Below are 16,677 nucleotides of genomic sequence, written 5' to 3' on the forward strand. Positions count from 1 at the left end.
GGGTCTCTTTGCTTTGGCGGACCTTATCAAATTAACTCGGCAAAGGGGGGCTTTTTAAAGTGGCGAAGAGGGGTCAATTTGAAGCGGTTTATCCAGATTATTTCAGAATCAAAGAAAAACGGAGTTTGACAAAAGATACGGTGATCCGGCTCTTGGGAAAAGAGTTGAAAATTACTGAGGATGAAACTCTCAATAGAACCCTGGACTTTATTTATGCCCTGGCAAACCTGGCAGTAAAAATAGAATTGAAAAAAGGAAGACCGAAAAAACAACGGATAATTAAAAAAAGATCTTAAATAAAAAAAAGAAAATGGCAAGATTAGCAGATTTATATATCAGGGTCAGTACAGATGAGCAGGCTGAGAAAGGGTATTCATTGAGAAGCCAGAAAGATGTACTAGAAAGATACTGTGATATAAACGGAATTAGGATTAGAAAAATCTTTACCGAAGATCATTCGGCAAAAACCTTTAATCGGCCGCAATGGAAACAACTGCTTACGTTTTTAAAAAGATCCAAGCGCGAATCAGACCTACTCCTATTCACTAAATGGGACAGGTTCAGCCGCAATACCAGCGATGCATACCAGATGATTGCATTTCTTCGTAAGGTCGGGATTGAACCACAAGCTATAGAACAACCACTGAACTTGGACGTTCCCGAAAATAAGATGATCCTTGCGGTTTATTTGACTACACCAGAGATTGAAAATGACAGGCGGGGATTGAGTACAAAAGCGGGTATCCGTCAGGCTAAAAAGGAAGGACGTTGGACTGGTCCCGCACCTTTGGGATATGTAAATAAAACCAAAGAGGACGGCTCTAAATACATTTGCCACAAATTTCCGGAAGCTGCGATCATCAAATGGATATTCGACCAATTGGCAAGAAACGTTTTTTCAGGGGAGCAGATATTGATCGAAGCCCGAGAAAAAGGGCTTAAATGCAGTAAAAACAACTTTTATTGCGTTATAAAAAACCCGATGTATTATGGGAAGGTTATTGTTCCAAGGTTCAAGGATGAAGAAGAGGAACTAGTAGATGGGAAACACCAGGCATTAATAAGCGAAGAGCAATTCCATAAAGTGCAGGAAATCCTAGCAGCGAGGGGGAAGGTACATGGCAGGCAGGTTTCTGTTCCGGAGCAGATGCCTCTAAGGGGATTTCTTATGTGCCCAAAATGCACAAGAAAACTTACAGGAAGTGCTCCTGGCGCTAAGGTTACTCGCATTTATTACTACCATTGTCATTCCAAATGTGGAGCCAGAATTAGGGCGAATGTATTAAATGCCAAATTTGTTGAGCACATCGAAAATTTTAAATTGGAAAGTAAATTTGTTCCGTTATTCTCAATTGCCTTAAACGACGCCTACCAAAACCAATTGAAAGACCTTTTGGAAGAAAAGAAAAAACTTAAAGCACAGATCGAAGGCACTCAATATAGAATCCAACAATCGAGAGAAATGCTTTTGGAAGGTACGTTGGATAGTTCAGATTTCAGGGGCATTAAATTGGAAAACACTGTGAAGCTTGAGAAGCTCAATACTTTACTACAAGAGCTAAAGAACAAAAACAAAATCATCCTCGACAGGGAATTTATAATCGGACACGCTCTAGGTTCTGTTAAGAATCTAAACTTGCTTTTTGCAGAATCAGATATCGAAGAGAAAAGATTGTTGATTAGTCATCTCTATCCAGAGGGAATAAGTTACAAATATGAAAAATTTAGCTATCGTGACTTCAATAAAGCAGGACAGATAATATTTAACTCTTCATAGATTTCTTTATAAAGGCTTTTCGAAAAACCTTTATAAAGAAATTAATGCTTTTTTTAGATTTGGTGCTAACTTGGCTAAGCATAGATTATTTCATTTCCAAAACAGACCTCATATGGCTAAAGGTCTGGAAACTATATTGCCCGTGATATTTGCCTAACCCTGAACTTCCAACCCCGCCAAATGGAAGAGTATGTGTACCCACATGGATTAATGTACTATTGATTTCTGCATCACCGCTGGTCGTTTTTTCCAACACTTGATTGGCAAAGTTTTTATCCTGAGAAAAAACATATAGGGCAAGTGGCTTTGGACGCGAATTGATTTCATTTAGAACGACATCGATATCACTATAACTCAAAAATGGAAGTATTGGTCCAAATATTTCCTGCTGCATTATTGAATCCTCCCAAACCACATTATCCATCAGGGTAGCTTCAAAATATCTGGATTCTATATTATGGCTGCCTCCATACACGACCTTTTCTTTGGCAGCATCGAGATAGCCCGCAAGGTTTTCAACCTGTTTAGCAGAAACGATTTTGCCAATCTTCCCCATTGAATCTCCCGAATATGTTTTCTCCAGGTGATCTTTAAACGTTTCTATCAATTCATCCTTTATCGATTCATGAACATATACATAATCTGGTGCTACACAGGTTTGCCCACAGTTCATCCATTTCCCCCTCGCAACCCTTTGAACAGCCTTGTCGAGATCAGCATCACTGTGCACAATTGTCGGAGATTTACCACCAAGCTCTAAGGTTACCGGGATCAGGTTTTCTGCAGCAGCCTTCATTACGATCTTTCCAACATTAGCGCTACCGGTAAAAAAGATATAATCGAACTGTAAACTTAGCAAAAGTGTATTTTCTTAAACTCCACCTTGTACCACTGAAATATATTCTTCATCAAAAGCATCTTGAACAATATCCGCAATTACCCCAGCAACATTAGGTGTATTTTCAGATGGTTTAATTATAGCAGTGTTTCCGCCCATTATCGCACCCAGCAAGGGACTAAAGGTCAATTGAACAGGGTAGTTAAACGGACCTACAATATAACTAACGCCATATGGCTGATAGGTGACTCTACAAGTAATCTCAGCTCCTGAGGAATGTTGTTTGGCTGGCATTTCAATGGGCTTAGCCCATTTTTCTAAATTTTCTAGACAATAGTCAAGCTCATCAACTACGATTTCGATTTCAGCATATTCAGTCTCTTCCCTACTTTTTCCAAGATCGGTAAACATTGCCTTGCAGATGGCATTTGTATGGCCTACAAAAGATTTTTTCAGATTTTTCAACTGCAAAATTCTAAAATCAATTGATTGAGTATTTCTTTCCGCAAAGAACCTTTTCTGGTTCTGAAAGACTTTTTCGATATGCTCCTTTAATTCTGTATTCATTTTTTTTATTTAGCTGCTATATCAATACTTGAATAGCATAGTTTATAAACAGAAATTTTAACAGACAATCCTCGGCTTTGGTTTCTCTTTTGCAACTTATTTCATTGTTGTGACTGTAAAACACTAAACTAATTAAACGGATAGAAAATTAAATTAGACTTGACCAAAAGCAAATTATAGCAAAAAACATATGACAAAACAGTCCGATTTTTAAAAAAAAAAGAAATTTTTCTTATCTTATAGGAGCTAGAAAATCATTTACAAAAACTGCAGAAGCATGAAAACAGCAGATCTATACATCAGGGTTAGTACTGATGAACAGGCGGAAAAAGGCTATTCCCTGCGAAGTCAACAGGAAGTATTGCGAAAATATTGCGACCTACATTCTATTGCTATCAGGGAAATCTTTATAGAGGACCATTCAGCCAAAACATTCAAAAGACCTATATGGCAGAAATATCTGGTTTATTTGAAAAGAAACAAAAAAAAATCAGCACTACTTCTGTTCACCAAATGGGATCGCTTTAGTAGAAATACCAGCGACGCTTATCAGATGATCACAAAGCTCAACAGGCAGGGAATCGACCCTCAGGCCATTGAGCAACCACTGGACCTCAGTATTCCTGAGAATAAGATGATGCTTGCAATCTACCTTACCGCACCTGAGGTGGAGAATGATAGACGAGGGCTTAATACTAAATCAGGCATCAGGCAAGCCAAAAAGGAAGGCCGTTGTACCGGAAAGGCACCTCTTGGATATATCAACAAAAGTTATGAAGATGGCAGAAAATATATAACACCAAAAGAGCCACAGGCGAAGATAATGAGATGGGTATTCGAGGAATATGCCAAAGGGAATTATTCGGGAGAGCAAATATTAAAGGAAATGAACGATAAGGGGTTGAGATGCAGCAAAAACAACTTCTATCATCTTTTAAAGAATCCCATGTATATGGGAAAGATCAGAGTTCCAGCAGAAAGAGATGAGCCGGAAAGATTAGTGGATGCCCTCCACCCTTCCTTAGTTACTGAAGAAATATTTGAACAAGTACAAGTCGTTTTAGGACAAAAAACAAAAGAAGTCAATGCTATCAAGGTATTTGACCCTAATGATCTCCCTTTGAGAGGATTTATCAATTGTCCAAAATGTACCAGAGTTTTGACTGGAAGTGCATCAAAGGGCAAAACCAGCTATAGTCTATACTACCATTGCAAGTCATCATGCGGTGTCAGATTTAGGGCTCTAGAAGCTAATGATTCATTTAAGGATTTGTTAACAATGTATATCCCGAGAAAGCCCGATGAATGGAAAAATGAAATTATTGATTCTTTCGAGCAGCAAATGAAGAATAAAAAGAAAGATCGTAAAACGTTGATAGATAAAATTGCTGCGCTCAATGCAAGAATAGAAACTTCAAGAGAAAGGATGCTGGATGATGAAATCGAGCCATCTGAATTTCGTAAGATCAAGGGAGAGACAAATCTTGAGATTGAGACCTTAGAAACAGAACTTTTTAGTATCGAGCCAGAAAAAAACAAATTGGCCTCCGTAAAACGTACTATTGAACAAGCCTTTGAATGCCTCAAAAATATTGACAAATATTATGACTTAGCAAGATTAGAAATGAAAAAAGAGATCATAAGTACCATTTTTCCGCAAAAACTGTACTACTCTGAAGGCATAGGTCGAACCCAGAAGTCGAACTTTTTCGCAAACGTAATTTACCTGAAAAACAGCGAGTTACGAACAAAAAAAATGGGACAAAATCATTCGAAAATGTCTTTGTCCCATACGGGGTGGCTGATGGGGCTCGAACCCACGACCCTCGGCACCACAAACCAATACTCTAACCAACTGAGCTACAGCCACCGTGTTTTTTTTGATGTCACAAAAGTACGACTTTTCACATTCCCTGCAAATATTTTTTTCAATGTTTTTACAAGAAATTTTTAATTCCTTAACATTCAATTATTTGAATTTGAAAAAAAATTTCGACAACAGATAAAATAGGCGATTTTAAACCTAAAAACATAACTTTACCACGTTTATGATCGAAATTTATACAGACGGAGCAGCTAGCGGAAACCCCGGACCAGGTGGTTGGGGTACCATTTTAAGAGCAGGGCAACACTATAAGGAATTAAGTGGCGGCTTCAGGATGACCACCAATAACCGAATGGAATTGTTAGCTGTAATCAAAGGATTAGAAGCATTAAAAAGCTTAAACCAGGAAGTGACCGTTTATTCCGATTCTAAATATGTGGTTGATGCGGTGGAGAAAAAATGGGTTTTCGGCTGGGCGAGCAAAGGTTTTAAAGACAAAAAAAACAAAGACCTCTGGTTAAGGTTCCTAGAGCTGTATAAGCTCCATAAAGTGAAATTCGTTTGGATTAAAGGTCACAACGCCCACCCTGAAAATGAACGTTGCGACCGGCTGGCCGTATTTGCTTCTCAAGATAAAGCAAACCTGGCTATAGACAGTATTTTCGAAGCAGAAAGAAATAAAGCTACCTTGCTTTAATCCAACCCGCCAATTACATTCAGATCTTCCAGTTTAGCATCTACATCATTCTCTATAGCGGTTGATTTTGCCGTATACAACAGCATCAGTTCTTCCGCTTTTTCTACCATATTTTTGGAGCCAATAAAAATCGGCACGCGTTGGTGTAATTCAGTTGGATTAATATCCAGTATCCGTTCGAAACCGGTACTGGCCTTGCCCCCAGCCTGCTCAATAATAAAAGCCATGGGGTTACACTCATATAATAACCTTAACTTACCATTTGGCGAGCGTGAAGTGGTGGGATAAATATAAATGCCGCCTTTAATCAAATTGCGGTGAATATCACCAACCATAGATCCGATATAACGCGAAGTGTAAGGTCGTTTTGTGGCTTCATCTTCTACCTGGCAATATTTAATGTATTTCTTTACCCCATCCGGGAAATGCACATAATTACCCTCGTTTAAAGAGTACATATATCCGTTTTCCGGTATTTTCATCTGCGGATGCGAAAGGCAAAACTCGCCTATTGATGGATCTAGTGTAAAACCGTTGACTCCCTTTCCGGTGGTATAAACGAGCATAGTAGAAGAGCCATAAATAACGTAACCCGCAGCCACCTGTTCCGTACCTTTCTGCAGCACATCGGCTAAACTGGCCCTGCCCTCAAACGATTTCCTCCTGTAAATAGAAAAAATCGTACCTACCGCAACATTTACATCGGTATTTGAAGAACCATCCAAAGGATCGATACATACAATGTATTTTGCATTTTGAGAAACCGGAGAGTCGATATGGATAATTTTATCTTCCTCTTCAGTAGCAACAATGCAACATTCCCCGCCGCTGGTTAAAGCCGCGATAAATTGTTCATCTGCATACACATCCAGTTTTTTCTGCTCCTCGCCCTGAATATTAGTGGTTCCCACATCACCCAGTATGTCGACCAAACCGGCCTTGTTAATTTCGCGGTTAACAATTTTGGCTGCGATACCAATGTCTCTCAGCAGCCTCGACAGCTCGCCTTTGGCATAGGGAAAATCTGCCTGTTTTTCTATAATAAATTGTCCTAGTGTTTTAACGCCACAAACCATGCTTAGTGTATATTTTACATTATCTACCCGATAATTCTATAACCTCTAAGGTATGAATATTTTCTTCAGTAATGCAAAATCTGATCAGTGTTCTTATTTTATGCCAACCTTGTTTTCCTGCCGCACCAGGGTTTATATGCAAAGATTTTATTTTTTCATCGAACATCACTTTCAAAATATGCGAATGCCCGGTAATGAATAATTTAGGAGGGTTAGTGTATATTTCTGGTTTCACAAAAGATGAATACCTACCCGGATACCCGCCGATATGGGTCATCCAAACATCTACTCCTTCGCAGCTAAATCGATTTTTCTCCGGAAATTCATTCCGGATAACTGCATCATCAATATTTCCAAATACCCCACGCAGAGGTTTAAAAGCGGCCAATGGCACCGCTACATCCGGACCAAAATCACCAGCATGCCAGATTTCATCAACATTTTCAAAATGTTTAAAAACCGCATCATCTAAAAAACCATGTGTATCCGAAATTAAACCTATTCTTTTCAAATTGTTTTTATTTTTTAATTTTTGGGAAGCTTATACCATGATTATTTTTTCTTCACCGCCTTAAATGCGCCATTCGGCTGTATAAAAGAAACCGAATTTACCTGCTTTTCCGCATCAATATTAAACTTGACACTAAATCCTTTAAGCGCTTTTAGGCTAAATGTATCCGCTTCGGAAGCTATTGTCTCATACTCGGGCTGTCCGGGCACAAATACCATCAAAGTATTTCCTTTTATATAGATTTTAACCGTGGCTTGACCTAAAACATATTCACCGGTATATTTCTGAAGTTCTTTAAGTGATAATATTTTAGCTTCGGGCTTAAAATCAAACATTACCGGTTTATCACTGCCATCTAAAAAAATGCCTACGCCTTGTATTTTACCGTCTATCCCACTCGAAAAATTAAACATCAGGTTACTCTGTGCCGTATCAACCACTCCATTTTTATCAATAGATTTTGGATCAAAAACGTCGTAATGCATGTGTTTAAGTACCACTTTTTCATCACTAAGCATGGTGTATAAGTCATTTTTCTCAAACGTAATCTTAATTATACCATAAGCAGGGTTTTCAAATGAACCGACGTAGTCTTGTAGCGGATGTGAAGGTTTTGTATTTAAAACGGGAGCACTTTTAACACCTTTGTTAACCTGCATGCCGGCTCTGGTCTTTGCAATTGCCTCACCATTCCAATCAATTGCTTTAAGATTAAGCAATCTATCCACGATAGAATTTCGCACCACTGCCGGAACCTGTGAACCATTTTGATTACTTAACACCACTATCCCCAACTGATCGGACGGGAAAAAAGCAACATTGGCCGAAAAACCGTTAATGTTTCCACCATGCTCTACCAGATAATGTCCCCGGTACGAACCGATCATCCAACCTAAACCGTAATTGGCTAAAAAAATATCGTCATGCGCAGCAGGCAAATCGGCTGACATTACCATCTGAGAACTTGCAGCCTCACGAACATAATCAGTGGGCAGTATTTCTTTTTTCTTAAAAAAACCACCACTAACCCAAACCTTTAACCAGTTAGCCATATCGTTTGCACTACTGTTAATGCTACCCGCTGGTCCCATCCCATTGATATTGTAATAATCTACCTTTTTAATTTCATTCCCTTTAACAACCGTATAAGGCAAAGCAGCATCACTATCTTGTTTAAAAACCTTAATATCAGTATTAGAGCGATTCATTTCTAATGGAATGAAGAACTTCTCCTTTATATTCTGCTCCCATGACTTACCGGTCAACCGCTCTACAATCATACCCTGTGCCAGATACATAAAATTATTATAAAACCATTTTTCGCGTACAGCTGCGCTTGGCTTCATGTATTTTACCCGTGCTATGATGCTATCTCTATTGGCAGTATTGAACAAAAGCCACGAAAAGTCGTATCTCGACAATCCCGTTCTATGCGCCATGAGGTCGCGCAGGATAATCTGGCTATTCATTTCTTCATTAAAAAAATGTAGCTGAGGCAGCAAACTGACGGCCTTATCTTCAAAAGTCAGTTTTCCATCTCTTCTGAGTAAACCCAGCAAAGAACCCGTGAAAGCTTTACTGCTGGAACCAATTGCAAAAAGCGTATTTGGTGTAACCGGCTTTTTATTTTCTACATCGCGATAGCCAAAACCTTTACTGTAAATAACTTCATCTCCTTTAACAACCGCTACCGAGAAACCAGCGGCAACCTGATCTTTTAATATCCTGTTAAATAAAGTGTCTAGATCAGATAAAAGGGCGTCGTTTTTTTGTTTTTTCGATTGAGCAATTGAAGATAATGCCAGGAAACACAGGAAGATTGCATTTAGGATATTTTTCATTTAATTGAGATGAGATTACACCTCCTAAATTACAAATGATAATGAGATTATTGTAAATTATAGCAAAAACGGCGGTTCCTTTTTGAAAAGATGCCAATATAATGGTACAAGTCTTTTAAAAATATTTTCACATAACGAGTTCGCGTTGATCACGCAATTTATGCTTATCAATGCACTGAAATGGCTTATAACATTAACAGAATACATTTGTAGGGCAATAACCTTTAAAGCGTAAAGGGAAGCCTCACTTAACTAGCGAAGCTAATCTTAAAACGCTGGGATAATGATTATTCATGAGTGCTTTTTTATTCAGACACGTCCATCAGCACTCCCTGATTCCAAAATCATGTGGAGAGTGACGATCTCCCGCAGTTCATAATTGTTAGTAAATCAGTCCTAATAAGCCAGGAAAAAATCTTTCAGCAAAAGCTGATAGGCTTGGGTATGTTCTTTTAAAGATTTATAAATATAAAAATCACTTTCTTTTAAAAACGTTTCGCCTTTTTTTAAACAGATAACCTGTCTAAAAGTCGGTTTACTTTCATCGGAATGTAGATTGATCCGCTCCATAAGTGATAAATTATATTGAGGTGCGATTGCAATCACCTCATCTGCCTGTTTAACTGGCAAAACAAGCCATGCCTGCCCCTCAACCGTCAACAATTTACTGATCTTTTCAACCAGCATGCTAAAAAAAACTTCCGTAGCATGCCGGGCAATTCCTTTCCTCACCTCTTCATTCTTAAGATCATTCACAAAAAAAGGCGGATTAGACACAATCAGATCAAATCTATCAGGCGAATTATAGTATTCAATTGCTGTATTGCTGACCGTTAAACGATGATTGAATGGCGATTGTTTAAAATTCCGTTCAGCAGTTTTCGCCGCTTGCTCATCGATTTCAACCGCATGTATGTTTGCATCAGGAAAACGTTGTGCCAGCATCAAGGCAATCACACCTGTACCCGTCCCAACATCCAGTATCCTTTTAGGATAATGGTGATCGGCCATGGCCCCGATCAAAACGCCGTCCGTATTGATCTTCATGGCGCAGCCGGTCTGATCGACCTCAAATTGCTTAAACTTAAAAATACTCATCCTAAACCTCGTACAATTCTAACGGCAAACCATCCGGATCGGCAAAAAAAGTAAAGCGCTTATCCGTAAATTCATCAATCCGGATCGGTTCAGTAACAATTCCATGTTTATTTAACCTGTCAATCTCCTGCTCAATATCTTTTACTTCGAAAGCCAGATGCCGCAAACCCTGAGCCTCGGGCCTCGACAGCCTTGCCGGTGGATTTTCGAAAGAGAAAAGCTCGATCTGATAAACACCATTTACCGCCAGATCCAGCTTGTATGATTTCCGGTCTGCCCGGTATACTTCGGCCAACACCGTAAAACCGAGTTTATTCACATAAAAATCTTTCGATCTTTCGTAATCTGAACAGATAATAGCAATGTGGTGGATTCGTAGCATAAGTAATGATTGAATTTAAGAATGAGTGTATGATTGAATGATTTGCAAAGTTCTGCATTCTCGAATTCAAAACTCAATCATTCGTCCATTATTTTAAAATCATTCAAAATTCTATCATTCAATCCCTCATTCCTTCACTCATTAAATTTAAAAACGCTAAATTTGCGACTTCAAAAAAAAAGCATGATTCATTTCTTCTCTAGTCATCCTGAGCCTGTCGAAGGGCAATCGCAGACGGTTTTTGTTTTGCAAACAGACAAAGCGCTTTCTACTACTGATATTACTAAACTCGAATGGTTATTTGGCGGCGCCAAGATCTCACAGGAAACCGCCCTGAAAGGCTTTTTTGTAGGGCCACGGGCAGCTATGATTACGCCATGGAGTACCAACGCGGTAGAAATTACCCAGAATATGGACATGCAGGGCATAATCAGAATCGAAGAATTTAAAAAGGTTGACGAAGCTTTTGCCGATTACGATCCTATGCTTTCTCAAAAATATGACAAGATTGACCAGGACATCTATACCATCAACATCAAGCCTGAACCCATTTTAGAAATTACCGATATTGCTGCTTATAATAAACAGGAAGGTCTTTCTTTAAGCGACGAAGAAGTTGATTATTTAAATACATTAGCGCAAAAATTAGAAAGGCCCTTAACCGATTCGGAAGTATTTGGCTTTTCGCAGGTTAACTCAGAACACTGCCGCCACAAAATTTTTAACGGAAAATTTGTAATTGATGGTGTAGAGCAGCCTACCTCTTTGTTTAAACTGATCCGCAAAACTTCTGAAGAAAACCCGAACGATATCGTTTCGGCCTATAAAGACAATGTTGCTTTTATTAAAGGACCAAAAGTACAACAGTTTGCACCTAAACGTGCCGATCAGCCTGATTTTTACACTTTAAGCGATTTTGATTCCGTAATCTCTTTAAAAGCAGAAACACATAATTTCCCAACCACTGTAGAGCCTTTTAACGGTGCTGCAACGGGTTCAGGAGGCGAAATCAGAGACCGCTTAGCGGGTGGCCAGGGTTCTTTACCTTTGGCAGGAACGGCAGTTTACATGACCGCGCTTTCCCGTTTAGAAGAAAACCGCCCATGGGAACAAGGTGTGGAAGAAAGGCAATGGTTGTACCAAACGCCAATGGATATCCTGATCAAAGCCTCAAACGGTGCTACCGATTTTGGAAATAAATTTGGCCAGCCGCTCATTACCGGATCGGTTTTAACTTTCGAACACGAAGAAGATAACCGTACCCTTGGTTTTGATAAAGTAATTATGCTTGCAGGCGGTATTGGCTATGGCAAAGCCAGCCAGGCACAAAAACTTAAACCACAGGAGGGCGATAATATCGTAATCTTAGGTGGCGAAAATTATAGAATTGGAATGGGTGGCGCAGCAGTTTCATCTGCTGATACTGGTCAGCACGGCAGCGGCATCGAATTAAATGCCATTCAGCGGTCAAACCCTGAAATGCAGAAACGGGCGGCCAATGCCGTTCGTGGTTTGGTAGAGAGCGATCATAACCCGATCATTTCCATCCACGATCATGGTGCAGGTGGCCACTTAAACTGTTTATCAGAACTGGTTGAAGAAACCGGTGGTTTGATTAACCTAGATAAACTTCCGGTGGGCGATCCTACCCTTTCGGCCAAAGAAATTATCGGTAACGAATCGCAGGAAAGAATGGGCTTGGTAATCGGTAATGAACATATCGAAACCCTTCAAAAAATTGCCGATCGCGAGCGTTCACCGATGTATACCGTTGGTAAAGTTACCGGCGACCACCGTTTCACTTTTAAATCGGCCACTACCGGTTTAAAGCCGATGGATTTAGAACTGGCCGCCATGTTTGGCAGCTCGCCTAAAATTGTAATGGAAGACAGTACAGTTGACCGTAAATACAAGGCCATCACCTATAACAACAGCGAATTAAATACTTATTTAGAACAGGTGCTTCAGTTAGAAGCCGTTGCTGCTAAAGATTGGTTAACCAATAAAGTTGACCGCTGTGTGGGTGGACGCGTAGCCAAGCAGCAGTGCGCCGGCCCGTTACAATTACCGTTAAACAACTGCGGTGTAATGGCTTTAGATTTTCAGGGTAAAGAAGGTATTGCCACTTCAGTTGGCCATTCACCTGTTTCCGCACTGATTGATCCGGCTGCAGGTAGCCGCAACGCCATCGCCGAATCACTTTCAAATATTGTTTGGGCACCTTTAAAAGAAGGTTTGAAAAGCGTTTCGCTTTCTGCCAACTGGATGTGGGCCTGTAAAAACGAAGGTGAAGATGCCAGGTTATATTCTGCCGTAAAAGCCTGTTCTGACTTTGCAATCGATTTGGGAATCAACATCCCAACCGGAAAAGATTCCTTATCGATGAAACAGAAATATGCGAAGGGTGATGTGATTGCGCCCGGAACAGTAATTATTTCTGCAGGAGCCAACTGCGATGATATCACCAAAGTGGTTGAACCGGTATTACAAAAAGATGGTGGCGCCATTTACTACATCAACCTGTCTACCGACAGCTATAAGCTGGGCGGTTCATCTTTTGCACAGATTTTAAACAAAGTAGGTACCGAAACACCTGACGTAAAAGATGCAGCAAAATTTAAAAACGCATTCAATACCTTACAACAATTAATTAAGGCAGGTCACATCCAGGCCGGACACGATGTTGGCAGCGGTGGTTTAATTACAACGCTGTTGGAAATGTGTTTTGCCGACCGTGACTTAGGCGCCCAAATCGATTTATCAGCTTTAGCCGAGCAGGATAGCATTAAATTACTTTTTGCAGAGAATATTGCCGTTCTTTTCCAGGCTGATGCTGCTGCAGAAGCTACATTAACTGAGAATGGCGTTTCTTTCCACAAAATTGGTACAGTAAACACTACGGCCAAACTGGAAGTTAAAAATGCTGGCGACAGCTTTAGTTTTGATATCGACCATTTACGCGATGTTTGGTTTAAAACTTCTTACTTGTTAGACAGCAGACAAACCGGCAACGGCTTAGCCAAAGCGCGCTACGATAATTATAAAAACCATGTTTTAAATTACAGTTTCCCGCTTACTTTTGATGGTAAAAAACCGGTTATCGACGAAACGAAGCCAAGGCCAAAAGCCGCTATTATCCGCGAAAAAGGAAGTAATTCTGAGCGCGAACTGGCAAACGCCATGTATTTGGCCGGTTTTGACGTAAAAGATGTACACATGACCGATTTAATTACCGGCCGGGAAACTTTAGAAGATATCCAGTTTATCGGTGCGGTGGGCGGTTTCTCTAACTCTGATGTTTTAGGATCGGCGAAAGGATGGGCAGGTGCATTTTTATATAATGAGAAAGCGAGAATTGCTTTGGAGAAATTCTTTGCCCGTCCTGACACCTTATCTGTAGGGATATGTAACGGCTGTCAATTGTTTATTGAGCTGGGCTTGATTAATAAAGACCATACCGATAAACCTAAAATGTTGCACAACAAAAGCGGCAAACACGAAAGTATTTTCACTTCGTTAACTTTACAGGAAAACAATTCGGTAATGCTATCGAGCCTCGCCGGCAGCACTTTAGGGGTTTGGGTATCGCATGGTGAAGGAAGATTCTCTTTACCATACGCAGAAGATCAGTACAAAATTGTAGCCAAATATGCTTACGAAACCTATCCGGCCAGTCCGAACGGTTCCGATTACAACACCGCCATGTTATGCGATGAAACCGGCCGTCACCTGGTAATGATGCCACACATTGAACGTTCATTGTTCCAATGGCACTGGGCAAATTATCCGGCAGGCAGAAAAGACGAAGTTTCACCATGGATGGAAGCCTTTGTAAATGCCAGGAAGTGGATTGAAAATCAAGGGTAATATTCGAATGGAAGAGGTAAAATGGATGATGGAATTAAAACCCATCATCCATTTTTTTTATCATCACGAATACAGTTTTCAACTTTAATAGCACAGCCGCAAAAAAGTTGACAACTCTTAAAAATTGATGTAAATGATGATGGAATTAACCTTTACAAAACCTATAGCTTTCGTAATCAACCCATAGCTATCCCGTTCACTATTTTTTTCATAAATAAAACTATTTAATTAGTTAGTTATTTCTATATTTAACTAAAATTTTAGTCAAACATGAAAAACCTAACGAAAATCATTCTGTTGTTGCTGGCATTGATTGCCTTTAAAGCAAATGCGCAACTACAGGGTAAAATTTCTTCGCTCGCTGATACCGCATGGACTTTAAGTAACAACTCAGGTATCAGTATAGAAGTAAAAGGCGATAAAAGCGGGTATTTCAACCTGAATATAAGCAGGTTGCAGCAAGGTATTTATAATTTTGGTCAAATGGGAGAAATCTTTCTGGCACCAGCTTATAAAACCACTATTGATTGCGTGGATAAGATCTACCGTATAAAAGGCGATGGTGCACTCGAAAATAATATTCTGAAAGATACAAGAAAAAGATTGCATGCCTTTTTAGGCAATTCGGGCTATGATGTTGATTTTAAATATCTGATAACCGAACCAGCTGTTTTTATACCAATGCTTGATGAATATGTTAAAATGATCAATATCAAATCAGAAAAGTCAAATAATAAATTCTTTAAAGACTTTATCAAGTCAGAAGCGGCTTTTAGCAAAAGATATGTACTATATGCTTACTCAAGATTTTATGGCCTTGATTCATCAAGAATGGCCACTTTAAGAAAATTACTGAGTATTCCAATTGCAGAACGTAACGAGAATTACAAAAAAGACCTCATGGCAGCTTATCAAGCCCAGTTTTCTAAAAGATTATCTGCTGAAGAGAAAGCATTATTAAATAAAAGTATTTATACGGGCTGGGATGTAAATGATGAAATATTTTATAAAAACTCAAACTACTACAAAACTATGATCGGCTACCTGATCGATCACCTGTCCATCCAGCCGGAAAATCAAAAAATCAGGGATTCAATAAAAAGTGGTGATCTCATTAAATTAAAAGTTGCCGATAATTTAATAAATAACAGTTTCATAAAGGAATATTTTACTTACATCTATAGCAATCAGGCGATCAAAAAAGCGAAACAGCCCGCTGATGTTACCTATATATATGATTCTTTCGTAAAGAATTCGAAAAATCAAAAATATATTTCAGAGATAACTTCCAGTTACCAAAACTTAGCAGCTACCGTAAACAATGCCCAGGCACCAGATTTTAACTTTATCTCATCGGCTGGCAACATGGTCAGTTTAAAGAGCCTTAAAGGAAAATACGTTTACATCGATATTTGGGCAACATGGTGTGCACCTTGTATCGCACAGATACCTGAACTGAAAAAGCTGGAGGAGAAATACAAAAATAAGAACATTTATTTTGTTAGCATTTCTGTGGATAAGAAAGCGCAAAAAGAGGATTGGTTAAATTTCGTCGCAAAAAATAATTTACAAGGTATTCAGCTAATGGCTGATCAGGATTTCGAATCTGATTTTATTAAAAAATTCGGAATCAATTCAATCCCGAGGTTTATTTTGATTGATACTAATGGTTTAATTGTTGACAATAATGCCAAACGGCCATCAGACACGGCACTTGCAGAACAGCTACAAGCGTTAAAACTTTAACTTCGCCCGGATAGATGCGGTGTTAATATCCAGATAAAATTAGCGATTGAAGTATATTTTTTCTTACTGTGAAAGCAGTAAACAGCATTTTATAGTTAATGTAGACCCGCCATTGCTTGTAGTCCTCATTTTGCTTCGCTCCACCCTGTGCTACTTGTGCTGTCCCTTAGGTTTATTAAACAAAGCCTCTTCATCTACATACTGGCTCGTTCTGCACCCGTCTTAAACTTTAACAGCATTACCAGCCTGCCACCTAAACCCGACCGAAGTGGAAAACCCGGAGCCAGAGGCGCGAGGGCGAGGATTTGAAAAAACAAAGGGCGGGACAATCGGAACCGAAAAGCACTGTATTTGCTTTCCAAAAGATGATTAGGCTCGAAGATGCTCAATACTGATAAAAATCTGGAGATCATCTGCTAACAACTAAATCCTATTTTTTTATTAGGAAATGA

At 39.4% G+C, this 16,677-nt stretch carries 9 protein-coding genes, 1 tRNA gene and 2 pseudogenes; 5 read left to right on the forward strand and 7 right to left on the reverse strand.

What is annotated here, in order from left to right; all coding sequences use genetic code 11:
- The first annotated feature begins 310 nt into the window (after positions 1 to 310).
- Positions 311 to 1,777: a recombinase family protein gene (locus ACIQXP_RS00005; RefSeq protein WP_387504510.1), complete on the forward strand. Its 1,467-nt coding sequence runs from the start codon at positions 311 to 313 to the stop codon at positions 1,775 to 1,777.
- An 85-nt stretch (positions 1,778 to 1,862) separates the two neighbouring features.
- Here the strand turns inward: ACIQXP_RS00005 and mdlD are convergent.
- Positions 1,863 to 3,182 (reverse strand): annotated as a pseudogene (gene mdlD, locus ACIQXP_RS00010) (NAD(P)-dependent benzaldehyde dehydrogenase MdlD).
- A gap of 277 nt (positions 3,183 to 3,459) precedes the next feature.
- Here mdlD and ACIQXP_RS00015 point away from each other — a divergent pair.
- A pseudogene (locus tag ACIQXP_RS00015) lies at positions 3,460 to 4,230 on the forward strand (recombinase family protein); the annotation flags it as partial.
- Positions 4,231 to 4,978: 748 nt separating this feature from the next.
- On the opposite strand, the gene ACIQXP_RS00020 reads toward ACIQXP_RS00015, so the two are convergent.
- Positions 4,979 to 5,052, reverse strand: a tRNA-His gene (locus ACIQXP_RS00020).
- 178 nt (positions 5,053 to 5,230) lie between these two features.
- On the opposite strand from ACIQXP_RS00020, the gene rnhA reads away from it, so the two are divergent.
- Positions 5,231 to 5,704, forward strand: coding sequence for a ribonuclease HI (gene rnhA, locus ACIQXP_RS00025; protein WP_387504509.1), 474 nt, complete (start codon positions 5,231 to 5,233; stop codon positions 5,702 to 5,704).
- Here rnhA and fbp read toward each other — a convergent pair.
- The 5 genes from fbp to gloA2 form a co-directional block, all read right to left on the reverse strand.
- Entirely contained in the window at positions 5,701 to 6,780 is a 1,080-nt protein-coding gene (gene fbp / locus ACIQXP_RS00030) for a class 1 fructose-bisphosphatase (protein ID WP_387504508.1), read from the reverse strand. The genes rnhA and fbp overlap by 4 nt on opposite strands.
- A 19-nt stretch (positions 6,781 to 6,799) precedes the next feature.
- Positions 6,800 to 7,291, reverse strand: a complete 492-nt coding sequence (locus ACIQXP_RS00035) for a metallophosphoesterase family protein (RefSeq protein WP_387504506.1) — start codon at positions 7,289 to 7,291, stop codon at positions 6,800 to 6,802.
- A 41-nt stretch (positions 7,292 to 7,332) separates the two neighbouring features.
- Positions 7,333 to 9,132, reverse strand: a complete 1,800-nt coding sequence (locus ACIQXP_RS00040) for a serine hydrolase (RefSeq protein ID WP_387504505.1) — start codon at positions 9,130 to 9,132, stop codon at positions 7,333 to 7,335.
- Positions 9,133 to 9,528: 396 nt separating this feature from the next.
- Positions 9,529 to 10,230 carry a tRNA1(Val) (adenine(37)-N6)-methyltransferase gene (locus ACIQXP_RS00045; protein WP_387504504.1) on the reverse strand — a complete coding sequence of 234 codons (702 nt, stop codon included), beginning with the start codon at positions 10,228 to 10,230 and terminating at the stop codon, positions 9,529 to 9,531.
- A 1-nt stretch (position 10,231) separates the two neighbouring features.
- Positions 10,232 to 10,612, reverse strand: a complete 381-nt coding sequence (gene gloA2 / locus ACIQXP_RS00050) for an SMU1112c/YaeR family gloxylase I-like metalloprotein (RefSeq protein WP_387504503.1) — start codon at positions 10,610 to 10,612, stop codon at positions 10,232 to 10,234.
- A gap of 183 nt (positions 10,613 to 10,795) precedes the next feature.
- Here gloA2 and purL point away from each other — a divergent pair, with 183 nt between their 5' ends.
- Together purL and ACIQXP_RS00060 are read left to right on the forward strand one after the other, a co-directional pair.
- Positions 10,796 to 14,479 (forward strand): phosphoribosylformylglycinamidine synthase, encoded by a 3,684-nt coding sequence (gene purL / locus ACIQXP_RS00055; protein WP_387504502.1) that lies wholly within the window; start codon positions 10,796 to 10,798, stop codon positions 14,477 to 14,479.
- Positions 14,480 to 14,749: 270 nt separating this feature from the next.
- On the forward strand, positions 14,750 to 16,225 hold the full coding sequence (locus ACIQXP_RS00060; protein WP_387504501.1) for a TlpA family protein disulfide reductase: 1,476 nt from the start codon (positions 14,750 to 14,752) through the stop codon (positions 16,223 to 16,225).
- Positions 16,226 to 16,677: the final 452 nt, after the last annotated feature.

The organism is Pedobacter suwonensis, from assembly GCF_044762335.1.
Lineage (GTDB): Bacteria > Bacteroidota > Bacteroidia > Sphingobacteriales > Sphingobacteriaceae > Pedobacter.